We start from the raw sequence: 18,181 nt of genomic DNA, 5'->3' as shown, positions 1-18,181 counted from the left end.
ACGTTGGTTGATGCTGAGTAAGTGATCGTAGCTATCGGAGAGGATAGCCCTTGCTAGATCAGGCAATTGATTTTCAGCATCTTCAAGTGCTTCTGGAATGGCGGTTTGTAACGCGTGCCTGCCTTTCGGTGCGATGATGCCAAACTCGGCCAACATTGCTCTTATTTGGTTAAGCAAGGCTGTTCGTTCATGAACCCAGTTATCACGAGCGCGATGTAGCAGCAGGATAGCTTGCTGCCCAGGTGATTTGATTTTGACGAAGCGCGTTGAGGGGCGGGTGACAGCTATGCAAATCGCTATAGCATCGTTGAGATCGTTCTTGGCACCCGTCCTGAAAGGCGCCACATATTTGGACGCCATGATTCTCGTTGTATGGCCTAACTTAGCTAACTCACGCGCCCAATAGTGTGAAGCACCACAGGCCTCCATTCCTACAATAGCTGGCGGAATATTGGCAAAGGTAGAAAGGACTTTTGAACGAGTTATTGTTTTATGGATCAGTACCTTGCCATGTTCATCTTCGCCGTGGATACTGAACGAATGTTTGGCTAAATCAATGCCATAAATTGATTGTGACATGGTGGCCTCCAAGGAGTGTAGTCAGACTTACCAAGTGTGGTAGAGCCTGATGAGGGGGCGTCCATGTCATTCGTTGGGTGAATTGACTACACGCGTTGAATGTTTGGATAGGCGTTGTGGTTTTCGTTGGTATAGTTGGTCATATAGCTACTTTACAAAGAAAAATTTTCCAGAGAAATGTTCGAGAATTTTGTGCAAACATTTGTAAATGATATAGGGGTTTAAGAATGTCAGAAGTAAACGACTATGCAGAAAAGGTTGTAAGAGAATTTATTAAAGACATAACCGATCATGTTTTTTGTAACATTCAATCTAATGAAGAATTGATGAGAGAATATCAATCACAAGTTCATAAAAACTCTTTACGCTCTGTTAATACTGCTATCGGTAAAAAAGTCAGTGAAGTATTGGAGTTAAATAATGAATCAGAATCGGAAAATCCAAAGAGTTGGTTAATCAAAGGTTTTACCCAACATAGCAAATAATCGTCACATTAGCCTAAAAAGAATTTAAGCGGTTTTTGGTCTTCTCCGTTTTAGTGCGCACGCATAACTCATCAGGTGATTGTTATGTTATGGCTGCATATAAACGGAGAAGAAAATTCCGCCAGATTCATTAGGGTTTAAGTTGAGCGTGACAAAATGATGAAGATGATCTGGTGGCGTTACTCGCCTTTCATCATTGCTAATTGCGGATAACTTTTATTTAAATTAAGGGAAAGTGACAAATATGGCAAAAAATGTAGCTTTACTAGTAGCAGAGTCCCCATGGTTTTCACCCAAAAGTAATATTGGACAAGCGAGTGGTTTACCTTTTTTTGAAGGGGTAAAAAAACTATTAAATACCAAAGTGGATCAACCACAGTTTAACATCTATAGCTGTAATTATTATGATAACAAATCACTAGAGTCCGCATTAGACCACTTGGTTAACACGAGCGAAAGTAGGCAGGTTCTTTACCTAGGCGGTCATGGAGACGGTAAAAATGTTGCAAATGCAACTTTAAAAACAGCATCTCAACTGATTCGAGATAGAGGTAAGAAAATTAAAGGGCTAATCCTTAGTTCTTGTTGGGGGGGATTGACTGATAAGATTGCAGATTCAACTCAGTATGGCTTCGATCCAAATAGCATGGCTGCAACATGGGTTAATGGGCCAAATTGGGTTATTTCATATCGCCATCCTGTCTCTTGGTTTGAATCAGCTATGATAGAGACATCTATTGTTAAAACTTTCTGTGATGCCTATAGGTATTATGATATTAACTCTAGAGATGCAATCTTAGATAGATTTGAATATGCACTAAGGCCTTTTTGTATTAAAGACCCTATGGCCTATTCTGATGAAGAGTTGTGTATCTCAGTTGAGGAAACAATTCGAGTATGGATTCGCCCTCAAGGAGCAGAGTATCCGAAGGAAGTGACTGAAGAGTTATTCTCAAGGTTGCAAGTTCTTCAAGGCTACGAGTGAAGTACCTAACACAGCAGTTAAGGTTAACTTTTTTAATCACTGTCTGGGTATGAGTTTTGCTCCGCTTTTTTAAAATAGCGGGGCATACTTGATTGCAGGTATTAGGCATCTCTTAAAAGGACTTAAGATGTACAAAATATATAATGTCAATGATTACCCAAAAGGTATCTTGGAGTGCGCAAAATACATCCACTCCAAGTGGGGCTCCCAAGACAACTACCGATATTTTGAAAATGCCATGCTTAACTCAAGCAAGGTAGAAGATGCCATCCCACAATTTTATGTGCTGGTTAATAACAATCAAATTGTCGGCTGCTTTGGCTTAATTATTAATGACTTTGTTAGTAGGCACGATATCTACCCGTGGTTTAGCTCCTTATTTATTGAGCCCGAGCACAGGGGGAAGCGCCTTTGTGGAACTATGTTTGAACATGCAAGTAATGTTGCTAAGTCTATCGGGTACACACATCTCTACCTGACAACGGATCATGATGGCCTATACGAGAAATTCGGTTGGACCCGCATAGAAGATGCTTACCAACCCTCGGGTGAAGTAACGAAAGTCTATCGCAAACCAGTATTACATGGATAACAGGAAGCTTGCGAGATCCCCAAAGCGTGGTGTGCGTTGTCATACTGCTGCTGGGTTTTATCTTCTCGGAGTAATAACACACGGTATCTATCAACAAGGAGGGTGTAGTGAAAATAACAGTGTTGGATGACTATCAGGATGTCGTCAAAACCTTGGATTGTTTCGAGCTCTTGGCTGGGCATGAGGTCACTGTGCTTAATGATACACTGACCGAGTCGGAGTTAGTGGCCAAACTCAAAGATACCGAGGCCCTTGTGTTAATTCGTGAGAGAACGGTCATTACGGAGTCGCTACTTTCTCAATTGCCACGGCTCAAGGTGATTAGCCAAACGGGCAAAGTCAGTAATCATATAGATGTCCACCTGTGTGAAAAATACGGCGTCAAAGTCTTGGAGGGGCGCGGCTCTCCGATAGCACCTTCGGAGCTGTGTTGGGCTTTGCTTATGGCGGCAAGTCGTCATATCCCAACTTATGCTTCTAACCTTCAAAATAACCAATGGCAAAACTCAGGAGTGTTAGGGCTCGGACGTACCCTCAAAGGCTTGAAACTAGGTATCTGGGGTTATGGCAAAATAGGGCAGCGAATTGCCCAATATGCCAAAGCTTTTGAAATGTCAGTTGTGGTTTGGGGCAGTGAGCAGTCTCGCAAGTTAGCCCAGGAACATGGCTTTGAATCAGCGGTTTCCAAGTACGATTTCTTTTCGAATTCAGATATTGTTTCACTTCACCTGCGTCTAAATGATGCCACGCGAGAGTGTGTGACTGCAGGTGACTTGAGGCTAATGAAGCCGGATTCTCTATTTCTCAATATCAGTCGTTCTGAACTTGTTGAGAAGTCTGCGCTCTACAATGAGCTTCTTGCTGTGCCAACCAAGCGAGCCGCGGTAGATGTGTTTGATAAAGAGCCTGCATTTGTCGGTGATGAACCGTTGCTTTCATTGCCCAATGTTACTGCAACACCGCACCTTGGTTATGTGGAACATAATAGCTATGAGCTGTACTTTAAAATAGCTTTCGAAAATCTGTTGGCTTTCGAGCAGGGGTCATGATGAACATGGCCCTCAAAGTAGGGCCATGTTGTAGTAGCTTTAATGGCTTGGCCTCTCTAGCACTTCGAAGGCTAACTCGGCGGCTTTTTCAATGTTGTGACACCCTGTTATTTTCCCCGAGCTGATCGGTCCTAACACATTTACATACAGGTCTAGCTGTTTGTTAAATGGCAGACTTAGATGTTCATATAAGGCTTGGCGAATTTGGGCATGCTGCTCAGGAGCGTGGGCGGCAAGGCGTTTTAAAGTGTCATGAATGAGTGTTGTTGTGTTCATCAGTATCATTATCGTGATTGGGGGTAGGATGATTATATAACTGATAGAATTCATAGTGCTGTGACATATGTCATACAATACCACAATTAAGTTTTGTTGATTTTGTATGTTATTCGCTCTCAATTCTGTGCAGGAGCGTTTTCAAAAAAATCTATAACTCCCGGTCCTAAGTTGCTGGATGTTCAATTCAGCTTTAAGGCTATGTTTTCATTTGAGTAAATGGAAATGGGCTCGCTAAAGGTGCTAATAACTATTAACATACGTGGATTGTGTTAATAGCTAGAAGTAGAAAAGTATGTCTTTGCCTCCTTGCCCAAACTGTCAGTCTGAGTATGTTTACCAAGATCAAAATCATCTGATTTGCCCTGAATGTGCTTATGAATGGAACCCTACCGAACTTGCCGAAGAAGAGGCTTTGTCAGTCAAAGATGCCAACGGCACACTGCTGGCTGAAGGCGATAAGGTCACAGTGGCGAAAGACCTTAAAGTGAAAGGAAGCTCATTGGTCATCAAGATTGGTAGCAAGGCCGTTGTTCGCCGCATTGTAGACGGAAAAGATCACCAACTTGATTGTAAGGTCGATGGGGCCGGTGAAATGATGATTACTGCTAAGTACGTCAAGAAAGCCTAAACGAACAAACACTGCATTGGCTGCCTTTGTGGTCAATGCATCCTTTCTAAATTAAAACTGGCTATCCTGTCTGCAACACTAAACACTCCCTATCAAAAACTCTTGCTTGGTATCGAGCCATCGAGGGTATTGAGTCATAGCTTTGGAATAAAGCGGGTTCTGGTAATGTGTATTAAGCCATCGCTCGAGATGAGGGTAAGGAGCGCCTAAATACCACTTTCTATCAACTCGCGAGAACTGACGGATAAACGGCAATACTGCGTAGTCAACCAAGCTTGGACGAGCACCCATCAAGAATGTTTGTTTGGCTAAATGATATTCAAGAGTAATGATAAATTGTTCACATTGTTGACGGTAGGTCAGGGCATTATCGTGATGATAACGAGCGGCAATCTTGTACTTATCTAATGAAGGGACGAAATCACTGTCGTTACGATTTATCAATGACATCATCTCGGTTTGATGAGAAAGAGGTTGATCACTTAACAGCAGATTTAGAGGGTCATTTTGCTGAAGTGCCCAAAGCATGATATCCAGGCTTTCATCGACCACTTCTGACGTATTTATCACCAATACAGGCACTGTTCCTTTTGGTGAGGCCTGGAGCAGCTCAACCGGTAAGTTGCGGGTAACTACATCACGTAGCTTTACAGGCTGTTGAGCCATTAATATTGCGAGCCTTGCCCTTATGCAATAAGGACACCTTCGCAGAGAGTAAAGTATTGGCAGTGACATGTATTTAGCCTTGTAAGTTTAAGGTTATCTTTCTGATTTTAGACCTGATTAGTTAAAAGTTTGATTGGCTTGACTTATTCTTTGCAATAAATGGATGTTATCTGTGATATTTCATGGTGATAATCAAGTTGAAATAATCAAATAGCCTATTCAATAGAATTGATTATATGCGTCAGCACTTCACGTTTATCATCGTGTAAAAACAGGTGCTGTACCAATATGAAAATCTTTATTGTTGATGATACTGAAACGGGGATTTCAGTGCCCTTGATACTTAACGCCATGTCTCATGAGCTTCGTATTAGCCTCTTTAATAAGTTAAATACTTATGTTGAGCATGGTGATATTTACTCTTGTAAGAATCTAAAAGTACTGAAACCCAAAATTTGGAAATACAAAGGTACGATATATAAGTTAAGAGTCGATGCAGGAAAAGAATCGGTAAGGGTACTTTTCGTAAAAAGCAAAGAAGGCGATATTGTTATCATTCACGCCTTTATGAAAACAACAAGGAAAACACCACAGAAAGAGGCCTATCGGGCTATAGCTGTAAACAATCTGCTCTATAAGTTAGATAAAAGGCCTTGGATGTTAAATGATAAGGGCCACATTGTTTGTTGAATAAAAAGCTACACTTAAGCTAACGTGATATTTTAATCGTACTTTTATGGAAAAGGAGTTTCCATATGACCTTCGAGATATGGATCTACTATGTACTTGCAGTGCTGGTTCTTACCGCGTCACCAGGGCCAAGCTCGTTACTGTGTATGACTAAGGGAGTCACGGCAGGCTGGAAAACTGGCGCATATACCGCATTGGGTAGTTTGACTGCTATCACTTCTATATTGACGTTATCCTTTACTGGGCTAGGGGTGATTATTGCCTCTTCTGAGGTGGTGTTTAATCTGATCAAGTGGTTAGGCGCGGGGTATTTGATCTTCCTTGGCATTAAGTCGTTTACATCTAAAAGCACTCATTTTGAAAGCCCATCACCAGCAGCTTTATGCTCGCACCATTTCGCCAGCCATTATATGAGCGGTTTTATAGTCGGAGCCAGCAACCCAAAAGCGATTATCTTTTTTACCGCGCTTTTTCCCCAGTTTATCAATCCGTCAGAAGCGCTGTTTTTCCAATATTTGGTGTTTGCTATCACATTTGCAGTGTTAGAGCTTACTTGGTTACTTTTTTATGCCTATCTAGGGGCCAAGTCTTCAAATTGGGTATTTGCTTCTGGGAGAGCAGAGATGTTCAATAAACTCACAGGTGGTGTGTTTATTGGGGCTGGCACATTGCTCTCGACAGTTAATCGCAACTAACCGCATAATGGGCAAGCTAACGCAACATAGTAAAAGAGGAGTCTTGCTTGACGTGTTTGGTGCCTAACACAATTCAAACTGAACGGTTGTTGCTGAGACAAATACAACAAAGTGATGAAAATGTTTTGCTGGATTACCTCTCTGATCCAGAGGCTGTGCAATACACCTACGGTAATCCACTTGATATGGCGGGGTGCCGCAAAGTGATCACGAGTATAGAGGAACACTGGCATCGCCGAGGATATGGTCCTTATGCTCTTGAACTGAAAAAGACTAATGAATTCCTTGGTCTGGTAGGGCTCTCTTTTCCCGAAAATTGGCCGTTGCCTGAATTAAAATGGGCATTAATTCGGCGCTATTGGGGGAAGGGATACGCAAAAGAAGCCGCTAAAGCCATTCAAATTGTGGGTAGCCAATATTTACCAGATCTAGACCTAATTAGTGTTGTTCATTCCCAAAACACGCCGTCGATAGGGTTAGCATCTTCACTAGGGGCTAGGTTTGAAAAAGCACTTTCTTTAAAAGAAGGAGAAGTGTGGCACGTTTATCGTCACACAAGGGTGGCATGATAATTCCTATCAATATGAGCTAGATTTAATAAGGATGGTCATGGAAAAGGATTTATTTGGAACGACTTTGCCAATCATTCAGTCTCCAATGGCTGGTGTGCAAGACAGTGAATTGGCCATCGCGGTCAGTGAAGCCGGTGGCTTGGGATCCTTGCCTTGCGGTATGCTGAGTATTGAAAAGATTATTAGTGAAATCGAGTCGATTAAATCTGTTACGGATAAGCCTTTCAACCTTAACTTTTTTTGCCATGAGATGCCGAAGTACAACCCAGCTCGCCAGGCTATGTGGCAGGAGACTCTCAAGCCTTACTTTACGAAGACGGGGACGCTGTGTGCAAGTCAGTCGAGTTCTGTGGGTCGATTGCCCTTCAATCATGATATAGCTGATGCGATAGAACCTTTTTCACCGCCAGTGATCAGCTTTCATTTTGGCCTTCCTAATAAAGACTTATTGGCTCGGATAAAGCGCTGGGGGACAAGGGTAATATCCACAGCCACTACAGTCGATGAAGCCATATGGCTGGAATCACAAGGTGTTGATGCGGTTATCGCGCAAGGCATTGAAGCCGGTGGGCATCGGGGGATGTTTCTATCAGAAGCGTTATCGAATCAGTTGGGCCTTTTTTCATTAGTACCCCAAATAGTGGCCAAAATAAATATACCGGTTATTGCAGCCGGGGGGATCGCTTCGAGTGAAGGGGTGAAGGCTGCTATGATGCTAGGTGCTGAATATGTTCAGGTAGGGACTGCGTACCTACTTTGTACCGAGGCGAAAACCTCACCTATCCATCGAATGGCACTTAAAGGTGAGCACTCAAACCTTACCGCTGTAACCAATATTTTTTCTGGTAGGCCAGCTAGAGGCATTGTGAACCTGGCAATGGCAGAACTAGGGTATCTTCGTGAAGATGCGCCTGAGTTTCCTTTTGCTTCTGTCGAGATGACCCAACTGCGAGCCTTGTATGAAAAGCAAGGCGTCGGAGACTTCTCACCGTTGTGGAGCGGACAAAATACTTCAGGGTGCAAGGAAGTATCAGCGAAGTATTTAACTCAGTTACTTGCCCAAAACTTTTAGCATGCATAAGGACATATACAGTCAGCAATTAACGCGTTTCTATTCGAAGCACCCAATATTAATTGGGGCGCAGTGATCTAATTTTAATTTGAATTAAGGTATTAAGGGAGTGTGATGCCTCAACCAAGACTGTTACAGGCCAGAGTTGTAGATATTGAATGCGGTGACAACGTCACTATTATTGAGCCGTCAAATGTGTACGGTTGCACCTTGGAAAGCGATGTCTTTATCGGGCCCTTTGTCGAGATTCAGAAGAATTCAATTATAGGTGAAAGGACAAAAGTGCAGTCTCACACCTTTATTTGCGAGTATGTCACGATTGGTGCTGATTGCTTTATTGGCCACGGCGTGATGTTCGCGAATGATTTGTTCAAAAGTGGGGAGCCGGACCCAGACCCTGAAAGTTGGGGGCGTATTGTTATCGAAGATAAGGTTACCATTGGCTCCAACGCGACTATTTTGCCTGTGAGAATTTGCTCAGGGGCAGTGATTGGGGCGGGTAGTGTCGTGACCAAGGATATTGTCGAAAAAGGCATTTATGCAGGGAACCCAGCAAGAAAATTAAGAGACTTAGCTTGATTGTACTCACTCCGGGCGCAGTCAAATCTTCATTTTGCTCATCAAGCAAGGAGCTAACATGACCAATACCTTTACCTGGTGCGATCTATCTACTTTTGACTTTGAAGAAGCTAAACATTTCTACACTGAGTGCCTAGGTTGGGATTACCAGGATATGGGCGAGGGTTATGCCTTGTGCGAAGGGAAAGGGAAAGGGAAAGCGACTGCGGGCTTGTACACCATGCCAGAAAATTTCCAGCGTTTGGGGATGCCGTCATTTTGGATGTCATATATCCAAGTCGGTGATATCTACAAAACCGTTGAATTGGCGAAGCAACATGGAGCTAAAGTTGAGGTTGAGCCACAACCTGCTGCTGGTGGTGGCATGATAGCTCTGATCCGTGACCCTTCAGGTGCGGGCTTCACCTGCTATGACGGTAGTGATCTGGGTGTTAGCCAAGCCGGAAAGCTTAGCCAGTCTGTCCAACATGGACAAAGGATTTGGCATGAGTTGCATATTTCCGATCTCTCGAAGGTAGAAGCCTTTTATCAGCATGTCTTTGATTGGGAGATAAGAGCAACCAATGAGGAAGGACGCTACAACGTGATTGTGTCGGGTGAGCCTATCGCAGGCATTCAGGTGACAAGCAATGATATCAAAGGGGATAAAGAATATTGGGGGGTATACTTTGCAGTCGACGATCTCGATGCTGAGTTAAAGCACATAGAGCAGAGCGGTGGCCAAATTGTTGCCGAGCAACCTTTGGGCGAGCGACGTGCAGTTTTGGCCTATGATTCGCAAGGTGCCGCTTTTTATCTGGTTGAGCAGAGTGAAGAAACAAGTAAAAGCCGCAAGCACGGTGTCGGGCCAAGTGGCCTGTTAGATAAAATATTGTCTTATAAGTTTAAATGGCGGGCACTGCTTGGGCTGGTTATCATCGCACTCGCTGTTGTTACGGAAATAAATTGGGTGTGGGGTGTGCTTTTCCTGCTTTGGGTGATACCGGACATTAAAAATGGGTCGACCCATTTTTTGGAACATGTAGAGCGCAACAGCAACCCTGTTGTCTATTGGTTGATTGTCACTACCTGGGTTGTGCTATCGGGCTATTACTTGTTGAATTAGGCTAGAGGCTAGAGGCTAGAGGCTAGAGGCTAGAGGCTAGAGGTTCTAGGAAAAGAGGCTGATAGGTATTCAGTACATATATACCTATTTAATGTTTATGGAGAAAGAGAATTAAAAACGGAAGAGATCAAACTAGAAACAGTAAGATTGGTGCGGAGGGAGGGACTTGAACCCTCACGTCCTTGCGGACACTAGCACCTGAAGCTAGCGCGTCTACCAATTCCGCCACCACCGCATGTCTTCTTACTCATCAGCAACTAAGTGTTTTGGAGCGAACAACGGGAATCGAACCCGTGTCATCAGCTTGGGAAGCTGAGGTAATACCATTATACGATGCTCGCATCACTAAGTGACTGATTACAAAGAAACTATAAGCCTAGACTGTTCTTCTCGCAATCCTAAAAGATAGAAATTGCTACGCCTATCACGCTTTAATAAAGACGGTTGTTGAGGTTGATTGATTATTAAACAAATAACAGATTGGCCGGCTAATTGACTGCTACTCGTTAACACTTTCTATGTACGCGAAGATGTCATTGATGTCTTCTTTCGTTAGGGTATGACCAAAAGCTGGCATCTTTCCTTCCTGACCATTATCTCCCTCGAGAACAGACTGGATAAGCTCTATTTTTAGGCCAAACGGATTCTTTAGTTCGTCAAAAATATTATCGGGCTTTACTTCCAAAGCGATAGCAACGGTTCCGTCACCATGACCTTTATCGCCATGACAGAAAACACAATTTGCAAGGTACTGAGACTGACCATTCTCAATATCCACTGCTGTATAAGGGTAATTCGCCACAATGGTATAAACCATACTGCTAGCCAGTAAGATGATTGCAGTGATGATAAGGTTTACTCGGCTACGTTTCATTTGTCTGCCTGCGTATTAAGTGGGTGAGGTATTGCTCTTGTATATGTTTTTAGCGTAAACAGTGTGAAAAAAGTGTCGTTGGTATAATGGAGCAGAAGGAGAACCCCGCTAACATATTTACCAACTTGCACTAAGTTTATTTGGATAGGGCATTTCATTTCTATGCGGAGGAGTTGTTATGGTGCGCCGTCATTCAACATCATTGGTTAGCGCTTTGCTGGTTTTGTTTAGTGGTATGTTATTGCTTGGTTGTAATGATTCTGCTGAACCCATGGTTGGTGCAGATGAGGATGAGCACGGGTGTAAACATTCTGCAGGATACAGTTGGTGTGCGAAAACGGAACAATGTGAACGGCCTTGGGAGTTATCCGAACAACAAGGGTTTGATAACACCGAAGAGGCATTTCAAAGCTTTTGCTCTGACGTAAAAGAGAATGAATCAAACTGAGTTTAACTATCAACTGACTTCGTGAGTAGCTGGTAGCGAAGTATTGATTGTTATTGACGCCCTGCCTTTGCAGGGCGTTTTCGTATGTTGAAAATAGAATAATTTTGGAAGCAAAACTGGGCTAACGGAAACAACAATTAGGTCTCACCAGTCATTTTGGTCTAATCGTTTATTTAGTTGTGCAAAAAATTGAACATTACCTTTTAGGTATGGCTGTTTTGTAAATTCAATCGTTGTATTTGCACTCGGATAGTTTGATATTGCTCGGCATTTCTGAAAAGAATAATTACATTTAGTAATACTTTGTGATTTTATTGATTGAATTGTTAATTGTTCTCGATTTTTACGTGCACGACACAGGGAGTTAAAAATGAGTCATTCAGAGTCAGATCTGAAAAACCTTAATCGCCGACAGTTTTTGAAAACCACGACAGGGCTAGCTGTTGCAGGGGTAGGCGGTGCGGTATTTAGTAGCCAGGCTTCAGCTTCAGAAGAGTTAGTTGATTGGCAATCACTAAATCTAACAAGTAGCGATGAAGAATTTTGGCGTGAAGTTAGGCAGCAGTTCATTCTCGATAAACATTCAACCTACATGAATATCGGTACAACAGGCTCTATGCCAAAGCCTGTGTTGCAAGCTTTCCATGAGAACAATAAAACTGTCGCGAAGTATCCATGGGATATGGATGGGAAGTTCGGTGGTTGGCCGTATGTTTCAGAGATGGTTGAATCAGTCGCTGCAGGTTTTGATGCGGAACCACATGAGATCATCTTGAGCCGCAATACAACCGATGGGATGTGCTCGATTATCAATGGTCTCCACTTTGAGCCAGGCGATGTCATTTTAACTACTCACCATGAGCATGTTGCCGCATCGTCACCATTGAATGTCGTTAAACAGCGTTTTGGTGTAGAGGTTGTTGAGGTAGAGCTACCAATTTATACCGGTACTGAAAGTGTCAGCGAACAAGACTACGTAAAAGCGTTTAGAAGAGCGCTCAATGCCTACAGCAATGTGAAGTTGATTGTCTTCTCGCACATTACCTATAAGACGGGAACACGCCTACCGGCGAAGAAAATTTGTAAACTCGCGAAAAGATATGCGGTACCTACCTTGGTCGATGGAGCGCATACCATTGGTATGATGGACTTGGACTTCCATGATATCGATTGTGATTTCTATGCCGGTTCGGGCCATAAATGGCAGTGCGGCCCGGGAGCGACTGGGATCTTGTATGTACGTGACAACGCTTCCCGTTTAGATGAGTATTGGCCCGAGTGTGAGAACCCGCTTTGGTATATCAACTCCTCGTTATCACATGCTGACTATCTGGGTACCCAACTGCAGATGCAGTATGTAGGTAACGACCATTATCCGGCTAAGCAGGCGTTGGTTGACAGCTGTAAGATGTGGGATGAAATCGGTCGTGACCGTATCGAGTCCCGTGTGTTGTCTCTCAGTAAACTTTGCAAGAACCTACTGAGTAAAGCGTTACCTCAAGCGCTTATATTCTCACCCGATGTAGAAGGGCTCGACAGCGGCTTGACCACATTCAATCCGTTTCCATTCAATGTCAGTGATGGTGAGTTGCTTACCGAATTTAGAGATAGGTTGCGAGAAGAGTACGGCTACATCATTCGTACCACAGATTTCAAACTATACAAAGATGACGCTGCATCAACGTATGCATTGCGTATTTCTACCCACCTTTTCCACAATGAAAAAGATGTAAAAGGACTAGTAAAGGCGATAGAGCACCTTTACGCACAAATGGCTTAATCAAATCAACGCCCGGCTTTCGCTGGGCGTATTTCGCATTTCATGGATGAGAGGCTGAATAGATGCAAAAAGCAAAACTGACGCATGCATTGGCAGCGGCTGTATTAATGGGAACAGGATTACTGATCAGTACAACCGTGAATGCTGATGATCTCGCTGAAATCAAAGAGCGGGGGATTTTACGACATATTGGCGTTCCTTACGCAAACTTTGTCTCTTATATCAAAACAGATGACTTTGAATCTCTCAGCGGATTGGATGTTGAACTAGTTAAAGGGTTTGCCTCGTCAATAGGGGTTAAATACGAGTATGTGCCTGCCGAGTGGAACAATGTTGTCGGTAAATTGACGGGCCAAAATACCTTCTATGTAAATAATGACTTTGTATGGGGAGAACAAATTCAGGTTGAGGGCGATATCATTGCTAATGGTGCGACAGTACTCGATTGGCGTGAGGAGATCGTAGATTTTTCCGCTGACTATTTTCCCTCTGCTGTTTGGTTGATTGCACGTGCCGATTCTCCTTTGCAGCCAATAAAGCCAACAGGGGATGTAGATAAAGATATTAATATCGTAAAAAGCTTAATTAAAAATAAAGACGTTCTGGCGATGGAGCATTCCTGCCTCGATCCTAATTTGTATAACCTGTATGATACAGGCGCAAATATCATCCTACCTGAGCCTGGCCGTAAACTGAATGAAATGGTTCCAGCCATTTTAAATAACGATGCAGAAACTACGTTATTGGATGTGGCAGATACATTAATTGCTTTAGAAAAGTGGCCAGGAGAGATCAAAGTTATTGGACCGGTCTCACAAGATCAACGTATGGCTGCAGCTTTTAGGAAAACTAGTCCCGATTTACGTCATGCATTTAATCAATATTTAACTAAGATTAGAAATGATGGGACATATCAGAAGCTTATAGAAAAGCATTATCCGTCAGTTTTTTATTTTTATGGCGACTACTTTACTAAGAGCAATGAAACTGATTTATGAAGAAATGGATTGAAAAACTGTCAAGCACTAACCTTATCATTCTCGCTGCAGTACTTCTTGCGGCATACTTGATATTGATTTTGGCAGTGACCAACCTAGGCCAAACAAGGTTGAAAGAGTCCCAGCACCGTGAGTTAACACTTAAAGTACAAAGCTATGCCAGTATGCTCGAGTACTTCTTTAGTGTGTCGAGTGAAGAAGTTTCTGATTTTACCACAAGCAGTGCAATGACTACCTTCTTCGCCAACTTAGCATCGGGGATGTCGATGGAGTATGGGCTTGGGGCGAGTTTAATGACACTTGATCATGAACTGAATCAACTGGTTAAGAACAAGTTAATTTATGACATTCCTGTATATAAACGTTTTATATTGGCAAGTTATGATGGAACTGTAATCGTTGATACCGCGGATAAAATCAGTTTGCACGTTGATGTAACGCGATTCAAAAAAACCTCCGATGAGACCCATGTTTTACATACCCGGCATGACCTTGAGCAACCCCATAGTGAAATATTCAAAACGGTCTACTACTCTGGGCGTCCTGTGGCTTATTTGATTGCTGATATCAACACAACGGTCATTATTGAACAGTTAACGGCTCAAGAGTATGAAGGGAGTAGAAGTAAAATGCTGCTCTCAACGGGCGCAGATGATATTTTAGTTTGGAACTCAATAAATGGAGACCCTTTCAGAAACTCTAACATTATTTTTTATGAATTTCCGATTGAAAACACGCCTTACCAACTAAAAGGGTGGTTTTCTCCAATCAATGAAAAAGATATTTTCACATCCGGTTGGTTTGTCGTTGGTATTTCGCTTTTGGCTGTGCCTGTGATCATTGGTTTGTTTTATACCTTCAATATTAATAGTGCCAACATTATATTAAAAACGAAATTTGAAGAGTCACACAAACAGCAAAGGGTGCTTGCTGTTCAGAATGAAAGACTGGTTGATGAGATTGAGCGAAGAAAACTGTCTGAGCGAAAATTAGCTTATCAAGCTTCTCATGATGCTTTAACCGGCTTACCTAACCGGAAATTCGGCAATGAACAATTAGAGCTCATTCTAGCCAATGCGGTTGCAACCAATACTAAGGTGCTAGTAATGTTTATTGATCTGGATAATTTTAAGCAGATCAATGATACGCTCGGTCACTTGGCAGGCGATTATATTCTTACCGAAAGCAGCCAGCGTCTGCTTTCGGTGCTCGGGGGAGTAAGTGTATTAGCTCGCTTAGGGGGGGATGAGTTTTTGCTAATTATTCCTGATCTCAGCGATGAGCAATTTGCTCAGTCACTATCATCATCAATTTTATCTTTATTTGAGCGCCCGTTTATTTGGAATAATCAAGAGTTTTTTATTACCACCAGTATTGGTATGTCTGTTTACCCTCAGGATGGTGATAATTCCCATCAGCTCTTGGCTGCAGCGGATACAGCGATGTATAGGGTTAAGCAAGATGGTCGAAATGCGTATCGGTTTTATGAAGACAGTATGTTGACGGATATACAGCGTTCAATGGATTTAGATGGACGTCTGCGTCAGGCTATTAGTAATAGTGATATCGAACTGTATTATCAACCTATCTTAGATCTGAAAACGAACCAGATTGTAGGAGCTGAAGCCTTAATGCGCTGGAATGATGAGAAGTTAGGTTTTATCTCTCCTGAAGAATTTATCCCACTAGCCGAAAAGAATGGTTTAATCCATAAGTTGGGCGAGATCGCCATTAATCAAGCATGTCATCAAGCTGCTCGTTGGCAACCTATTATTCCTATCAAGATCTCTATTAACTTTTCGAGTGTGCAATTTAGGTACTGCGAGAAGCTATTCGACCAAATTCAACAAGGTTTACATTCATCCGGTTTACCAGCGAATAGGCTAGATATTGAAGTGACGGAAAGTTTGCTGTTTAACCATACTCAAGATGTCATTACTCTGCTTAATAACCTAAGAAAGCAGGGAGTAGAGTTGACGATTGATGACTTTGGTACAGGGTATTCAGCACTGAGCTATCTGCAAAAGTTTCCTTTCGATAAGTTGAAAATTGACCGGTCATTTTTGATAGATATCGATCAAAATGAACCTAACCGAGAGCTAGTCGGTGCCATTATTGCGATGGCTAAAGCACTAAACATTAATGTTGTTGCCGAGGGTGTAGAGACCCGCTGGCATACAGATTTCCTCTTGGCAAAAGAGTGTGATTACGGGCAGGGGTATTACTTCAGTAAGCCACTTCCAGCTGAATTATTCGAACGGCTTTTGTCTAAAAATCGAGTACCGCAATCTGTTGCCTGAAAGTGAAAAGCAACGGTATAAACGAAATAAACGCAGAGAAATTGCGATTTACTCTGCGTTTAATTTTCTCGAGGGTATTAACCAGAAATTACAGCGCTTGCAACGGGAAGTGTTCGGCCGGCTCAACAATCTCATTTTGTGCAGCGATGGTTTGTAGCTCCCATTCACCACGGTCTGACGTTTCTTTCAGGACGGCATAGCATGCATCATTACAATGGCTGAAAGCGTCTTTGGCGCTACCTTTAGCTAGGTACTGACCGGTAAACAGGGCTGAAATAAGATCGCCAACCCCCACTGGTTGCTTGTCGAACTCAAGGTGAGGGCGTTGCGCTAGCCAGCAGCCTTCCTGAGTTGCCAACATCATGGAGAATTTTTCACTTGAAACGCTGTGCAAGTGTTTAACGAGCACCATTTTCGGGCCTTTGTCCAATGCAAGCTGGCAAGCTTTTACCGCATCTTCAAGGGAGTTGATTTCCATGCCTGCAAACTGGCTGAGCTCAAACTGGTTTGGCACAATAATATCTGCCATCGGCATCAGAGTATTTATCAGGTGCTCGGCAATACCCGGCGCGACAATACAGCCTTTATCTGGCGCTCCCATGACTGGATCGCAGACATACAAAGCTTGCGGATTGGCGGCTTTTACTTTCTGAACGGTGTCTTGAATAGCTAGGCATTGTTCCGCACTGCCTTGGTAACCGCTAAGTACAGCTTCACAGTTGTCTAATTGACCAATCGCTTCCATACCGGATACCAGACTGGTGATATCTTCTGCAGCGAAAGCGCGCCCCGTCCAACCTTCTTTATATTGGGTATGATTTGAGAACTGAACAGTATGAATTGGCCAAACTTCAAAGCCCATGCGTTGAAGTGGAAAAACGGCTGAGCTATTTCCTGCATGCCCATAAACGACATGTGACTGAACAGAAAGAATACCTTTCATTATTTTTATCCTGTTGGGTATGTGTACGACACCGATAATAATGTGACAGGCTACTGATCACAATGTATTAATAAGTAGTTGTTACATTGCAGCTCTGAAAGTACTGAAAGCGTAAAAGGTCGTGTTTCGGCTTGCCAGATAATGTATTGCATGCCAAGTTGGTTTTATCGGTAGCGTGGATGGGCTGGTGGATACTAAAGGGTAGGAGGTTACATGGATGTTCAGGAAATAGTGACAACCGAAGGGGTTGAGCAGGGGCTGATTGAGTTATTGGTTGAATGCGTGAACGATGGCGCATCGGTTGGTTTTTTACCACCTTTAAAAAAAGTCGAAGCCATTTCTTATTGGCACCATGTCGAGGATGAACTCATCAAAGGCGAACGGCGACTGTTCGTCGCAATGGAAGGCGATAAAGTCGTAGGTGTAGTGCAGTTGGCGCTATGCCAGAAAGCCAATGGTATTCACCGTGCTGAAATTGAAAAATTAATGGTCTTGCCGCAACAAAGGGGCAAAGGATGGGGGCGCGCTTTGATGGCGACGGCGGAAAAGGCTGCTGTAAAGCTTGGCAGGAGCCTGTTGGTGTTGGACACCCGTAAAGGTGATGTCGCTTCTAGGCTATATTCCGCGATGGGTTTTCAGTTTGCCGGTGAAATCCCTGAATTTGCGATTAGCTCAACGGGGGCTTTAGACGCAACCTTGTTATTTTATAAGCAATTAAAATAATCCTATTCATTTCTTTTAAATGGCTAGCTGGTGCTAGCCATTTTTTATTTCCCTTCCAGAAAAACGGCAATGACTTATTCTTTTGGCTGTTTTGCTTAATTAATGAGCAGAGGGTGCCCGTTGTTAATATTTTTATCAT

21 protein-coding genes and 2 tRNA genes are annotated in these 18,181 nt (G+C 43.0%); 16 read left to right on the top strand and 7 right to left on the bottom strand.

Annotated features, from left to right (window positions below; genetic code table 11):
* A partial coding sequence (locus tag BIZ37_RS23320) for an IS110 family transposase (RefSeq protein ID WP_187463545.1) occupies positions 1 to 579 on the bottom strand: 579 nt, incomplete at its 3' end.
* A 227-nt stretch (positions 580 to 806) separates the two neighbouring features.
* Here BIZ37_RS23320 and BIZ37_RS23315 point away from each other — a divergent pair.
* The 4 genes from BIZ37_RS23315 to BIZ37_RS23300 all read left to right on the top strand — a co-directional run bounded on the left by BIZ37_RS23315 (position 807) and on the right by BIZ37_RS23300 (position 3,690).
* Complete coding sequence (locus BIZ37_RS23315; protein WP_187463544.1) at positions 807 to 1,064, top strand: hypothetical protein; 258 nt, start codon at positions 807 to 809, stop codon at positions 1,062 to 1,064.
* A gap of 244 nt (positions 1,065 to 1,308) precedes the next feature.
* Positions 1,309 to 2,049 (top strand): hypothetical protein, encoded by a 741-nt coding sequence (locus BIZ37_RS23310; RefSeq protein ID WP_187463543.1) that lies wholly within the window; start codon positions 1,309 to 1,311, stop codon positions 2,047 to 2,049.
* 127 nt (positions 2,050 to 2,176) lie between these two features.
* A complete protein-coding gene (locus BIZ37_RS23305; RefSeq protein WP_187463542.1) occupies positions 2,177 to 2,641 on the top strand; it encodes a GNAT family N-acetyltransferase in 465 nt (154 codons plus the stop codon).
* Between the two features lie 107 nt (positions 2,642 to 2,748).
* Positions 2,749 to 3,690: a D-2-hydroxyacid dehydrogenase family protein gene (locus tag BIZ37_RS23300; protein WP_187463541.1), complete on the top strand. Its 942-nt coding sequence runs from the start codon at positions 2,749 to 2,751 to the stop codon at positions 3,688 to 3,690.
* Positions 3,691 to 3,729: 39 nt separating this feature from the next.
* Here BIZ37_RS23300 and BIZ37_RS23295 read toward each other — a convergent pair whose 3' ends face one another.
* Entirely contained in the window at positions 3,730 to 3,966 is a 237-nt protein-coding gene (locus BIZ37_RS23295; protein WP_370577580.1) for a PAS factor family protein, read from the bottom strand.
* Positions 3,967 to 4,261: 295 nt separating this feature from the next.
* On the opposite strand from BIZ37_RS23295, the gene BIZ37_RS23290 reads away from it, so the two are divergent.
* A complete protein-coding gene (locus BIZ37_RS23290; RefSeq protein ID WP_187463540.1) occupies positions 4,262 to 4,597 on the top strand; it encodes a zinc ribbon domain-containing protein YjdM in 336 nt (111 codons plus the stop codon).
* Between the two features lie 78 nt (positions 4,598 to 4,675).
* Here BIZ37_RS23290 and BIZ37_RS23285 read toward each other — a convergent pair whose 3' ends face one another.
* Positions 4,676 to 5,332, bottom strand: coding sequence for a glutathione S-transferase (locus BIZ37_RS23285; protein WP_187463539.1), 657 nt, complete (start codon positions 5,330 to 5,332; stop codon positions 4,676 to 4,678).
* Between the two features lie 219 nt (positions 5,333 to 5,551).
* Between BIZ37_RS23285 and BIZ37_RS23280 the strand changes: the two genes are divergently transcribed.
* The 6 genes from BIZ37_RS23280 (at position 5,552) to BIZ37_RS23255 (ending at position 9,976) form a co-directional block, all read left to right on the top strand.
* Positions 5,552 to 5,953, top strand: a complete 402-nt coding sequence (locus tag BIZ37_RS23280) for a type II toxin-antitoxin system RelE/ParE family toxin (RefSeq protein ID WP_187463538.1) — start codon at positions 5,552 to 5,554, stop codon at positions 5,951 to 5,953.
* Between the two features lie 65 nt (positions 5,954 to 6,018).
* Positions 6,019 to 6,648, top strand: coding sequence for a LysE family translocator (locus tag BIZ37_RS23275; protein WP_187463537.1), 630 nt, complete (start codon positions 6,019 to 6,021; stop codon positions 6,646 to 6,648).
* Between the two features lie 47 nt (positions 6,649 to 6,695).
* The gene (locus tag BIZ37_RS23270) at positions 6,696 to 7,217 is read left to right on the top strand and encodes a GNAT family N-acetyltransferase (protein ID WP_187463536.1); all 522 of its coding nucleotides are present in this window, start codon (positions 6,696 to 6,698) and stop codon (positions 7,215 to 7,217) included.
* Between the two features lie 40 nt (positions 7,218 to 7,257).
* Positions 7,258 to 8,292, top strand: a complete 1,035-nt coding sequence (locus BIZ37_RS23265; RefSeq protein WP_187463535.1) for a nitronate monooxygenase family protein — start codon at positions 7,258 to 7,260, stop codon at positions 8,290 to 8,292.
* A gap of 114 nt (positions 8,293 to 8,406) precedes the next feature.
* On the top strand, positions 8,407 to 8,871 hold the full coding sequence (locus tag BIZ37_RS23260) for an acyltransferase (RefSeq protein WP_187463534.1): 465 nt from the start codon (positions 8,407 to 8,409) through the stop codon (positions 8,869 to 8,871).
* A gap of 58 nt (positions 8,872 to 8,929) precedes the next feature.
* Entirely contained in the window at positions 8,930 to 9,976 is a 1,047-nt protein-coding gene (locus BIZ37_RS23255; RefSeq protein WP_187463533.1) for a VOC family protein, read from the top strand.
* Between the two features lie 148 nt (positions 9,977 to 10,124).
* On the opposite strand, the gene BIZ37_RS23250 is transcribed toward BIZ37_RS23255, so the two are convergent.
* From BIZ37_RS23250 to BIZ37_RS23240, 3 genes are all read right to left on the bottom strand, one after another.
* A tRNA-Leu gene (locus BIZ37_RS23250) sits at positions 10,125 to 10,211 on the bottom strand.
* A 32-nt stretch (positions 10,212 to 10,243) separates the two neighbouring features.
* A tRNA-Gly gene (locus BIZ37_RS23245) sits at positions 10,244 to 10,317 on the bottom strand.
* A gap of 158 nt (positions 10,318 to 10,475) precedes the next feature.
* The gene (locus tag BIZ37_RS23240) at positions 10,476 to 10,850 is read right to left on the bottom strand and encodes a cytochrome c (protein WP_187463532.1); all 375 of its coding nucleotides are present in this window, start codon (positions 10,848 to 10,850) and stop codon (positions 10,476 to 10,478) included.
* Positions 10,851 to 11,028: 178 nt separating this feature from the next.
* Here BIZ37_RS23240 and BIZ37_RS23235 point away from each other — a divergent pair, with 178 nt between their 5' ends.
* The 4 genes from BIZ37_RS23235 (at position 11,029) to BIZ37_RS23220 (ending at position 16,376) form a co-directional block, all read left to right on the top strand.
* Positions 11,029 to 11,298: a serine protease gene (locus BIZ37_RS23235; RefSeq protein ID WP_187463531.1), complete on the top strand. Its 270-nt coding sequence runs from the start codon at positions 11,029 to 11,031 to the stop codon at positions 11,296 to 11,298.
* Between the two features lie 370 nt (positions 11,299 to 11,668).
* Positions 11,669 to 13,078: an aminotransferase class V-fold PLP-dependent enzyme gene (locus tag BIZ37_RS23230; protein ID WP_187463530.1), complete on the top strand. Its 1,410-nt coding sequence runs from the start codon at positions 11,669 to 11,671 to the stop codon at positions 13,076 to 13,078.
* Positions 13,079 to 13,185: 107 nt separating this feature from the next.
* Positions 13,186 to 14,076, top strand: a complete 891-nt coding sequence (locus BIZ37_RS23225) for a transporter substrate-binding domain-containing protein (protein WP_255526875.1) — start codon at positions 13,186 to 13,188, stop codon at positions 14,074 to 14,076.
* Positions 14,073 to 16,376, top strand: a complete 2,304-nt coding sequence (locus BIZ37_RS23220; protein WP_187463528.1) for a bifunctional diguanylate cyclase/phosphodiesterase — start codon at positions 14,073 to 14,075, stop codon at positions 16,374 to 16,376. The genes BIZ37_RS23225 and BIZ37_RS23220 overlap by 4 nt, the downstream gene beginning before the upstream one ends.
* Before the next feature lie 88 nt (positions 16,377 to 16,464).
* On the opposite strand, the gene pdxY is transcribed toward BIZ37_RS23220, so the two are convergent.
* Positions 16,465 to 17,319 carry a pyridoxal kinase PdxY gene (gene pdxY, locus BIZ37_RS23215; RefSeq protein ID WP_187463527.1) on the bottom strand — a complete coding sequence of 285 codons (855 nt, stop codon included), beginning with the start codon at positions 17,317 to 17,319 and terminating at the stop codon, positions 16,465 to 16,467.
* Between the two features lie 213 nt (positions 17,320 to 17,532).
* Here pdxY and BIZ37_RS23210 point away from each other — a divergent pair, with 213 nt between their 5' ends.
* Positions 17,533 to 18,042 carry a GNAT family N-acetyltransferase gene (locus tag BIZ37_RS23210; protein WP_187463526.1) on the top strand — a complete coding sequence of 170 codons (510 nt, stop codon included), beginning with the start codon at positions 17,533 to 17,535 and terminating at the stop codon, positions 18,040 to 18,042.
* Positions 18,043 to 18,181 lie beyond the last annotated feature (139 nt).

Origin of the sequence: Photobacterium sp. BZF1, from assembly GCF_014349205.1 — a bacterium.
GTDB lineage: Bacteria > Pseudomonadota > Gammaproteobacteria > Enterobacterales > Vibrionaceae > Photobacterium.
The sequence above is the reverse complement of the archived record's forward strand: the minus strand, read 5'-3'. Positions and strand labels throughout refer to the sequence as shown.

Coding starts and splice junctions, on each gene's coding strand:
- BIZ37_RS23315 (WP_187463544.1), top strand. CDS start 807: ATGTCAGAAGTAAACGACTATGCAGAAAAGGTTGTAAGAGAATTTATT.
- BIZ37_RS23310 (WP_187463543.1), top strand. CDS start 1,309: ATGGCAAAAAATGTAGCTTTACTAGTAGCAGAGTCCCCATGGTTTTCA.
- BIZ37_RS23305 (WP_187463542.1), top strand. CDS start 2,177: ATGTACAAAATATATAATGTCAATGATTACCCAAAAGGTATCTTGGAG.
- BIZ37_RS23295 (WP_370577580.1), bottom strand. CDS start 3,966: ATGAACACAACAACACTCATTCATGACACTTTAAAACGCCTTGCCGCC.
- BIZ37_RS23290 (WP_187463540.1), top strand. CDS start 4,262: ATGTCTTTGCCTCCTTGCCCAAACTGTCAGTCTGAGTATGTTTACCAA.
- BIZ37_RS23285 (WP_187463539.1), bottom strand. CDS start 5,332: ATGTCACTGCCAATACTTTACTCTCTGCGAAGGTGTCCTTATTGCATA.
- BIZ37_RS23280 (WP_187463538.1), top strand. CDS start 5,552: ATGAAAATCTTTATTGTTGATGATACTGAAACGGGGATTTCAGTGCCC.
- BIZ37_RS23275 (WP_187463537.1), top strand. CDS start 6,019: ATGACCTTCGAGATATGGATCTACTATGTACTTGCAGTGCTGGTTCTT.
- BIZ37_RS23265 (WP_187463535.1), top strand. CDS start 7,258: ATGGAAAAGGATTTATTTGGAACGACTTTGCCAATCATTCAGTCTCCA.
- BIZ37_RS23260 (WP_187463534.1), top strand. CDS start 8,407: ATGCCTCAACCAAGACTGTTACAGGCCAGAGTTGTAGATATTGAATGC.
- BIZ37_RS23255 (WP_187463533.1), top strand. CDS start 8,930: ATGACCAATACCTTTACCTGGTGCGATCTATCTACTTTTGACTTTGAA.
- BIZ37_RS23240 (WP_187463532.1), bottom strand. CDS start 10,850: ATGAAACGTAGCCGAGTAAACCTTATCATCACTGCAATCATCTTACTG.
- BIZ37_RS23235 (WP_187463531.1), top strand. CDS start 11,029: ATGGTGCGCCGTCATTCAACATCATTGGTTAGCGCTTTGCTGGTTTTG.
- BIZ37_RS23230 (WP_187463530.1), top strand. CDS start 11,669: ATGAGTCATTCAGAGTCAGATCTGAAAAACCTTAATCGCCGACAGTTT.
- BIZ37_RS23225 (WP_255526875.1), top strand. CDS start 13,186: ATGGGAACAGGATTACTGATCAGTACAACCGTGAATGCTGATGATCTC.
- BIZ37_RS23220 (WP_187463528.1), top strand. CDS start 14,073: ATGAAGAAATGGATTGAAAAACTGTCAAGCACTAACCTTATCATTCTC.
- pdxY (WP_187463527.1), bottom strand. CDS start 17,319: ATGAAAGGTATTCTTTCTGTTCAGTCACATGTCGTTTATGGGCATGCA.
- BIZ37_RS23210 (WP_187463526.1), top strand. CDS start 17,533: ATGGATGTTCAGGAAATAGTGACAACCGAAGGGGTTGAGCAGGGGCTG.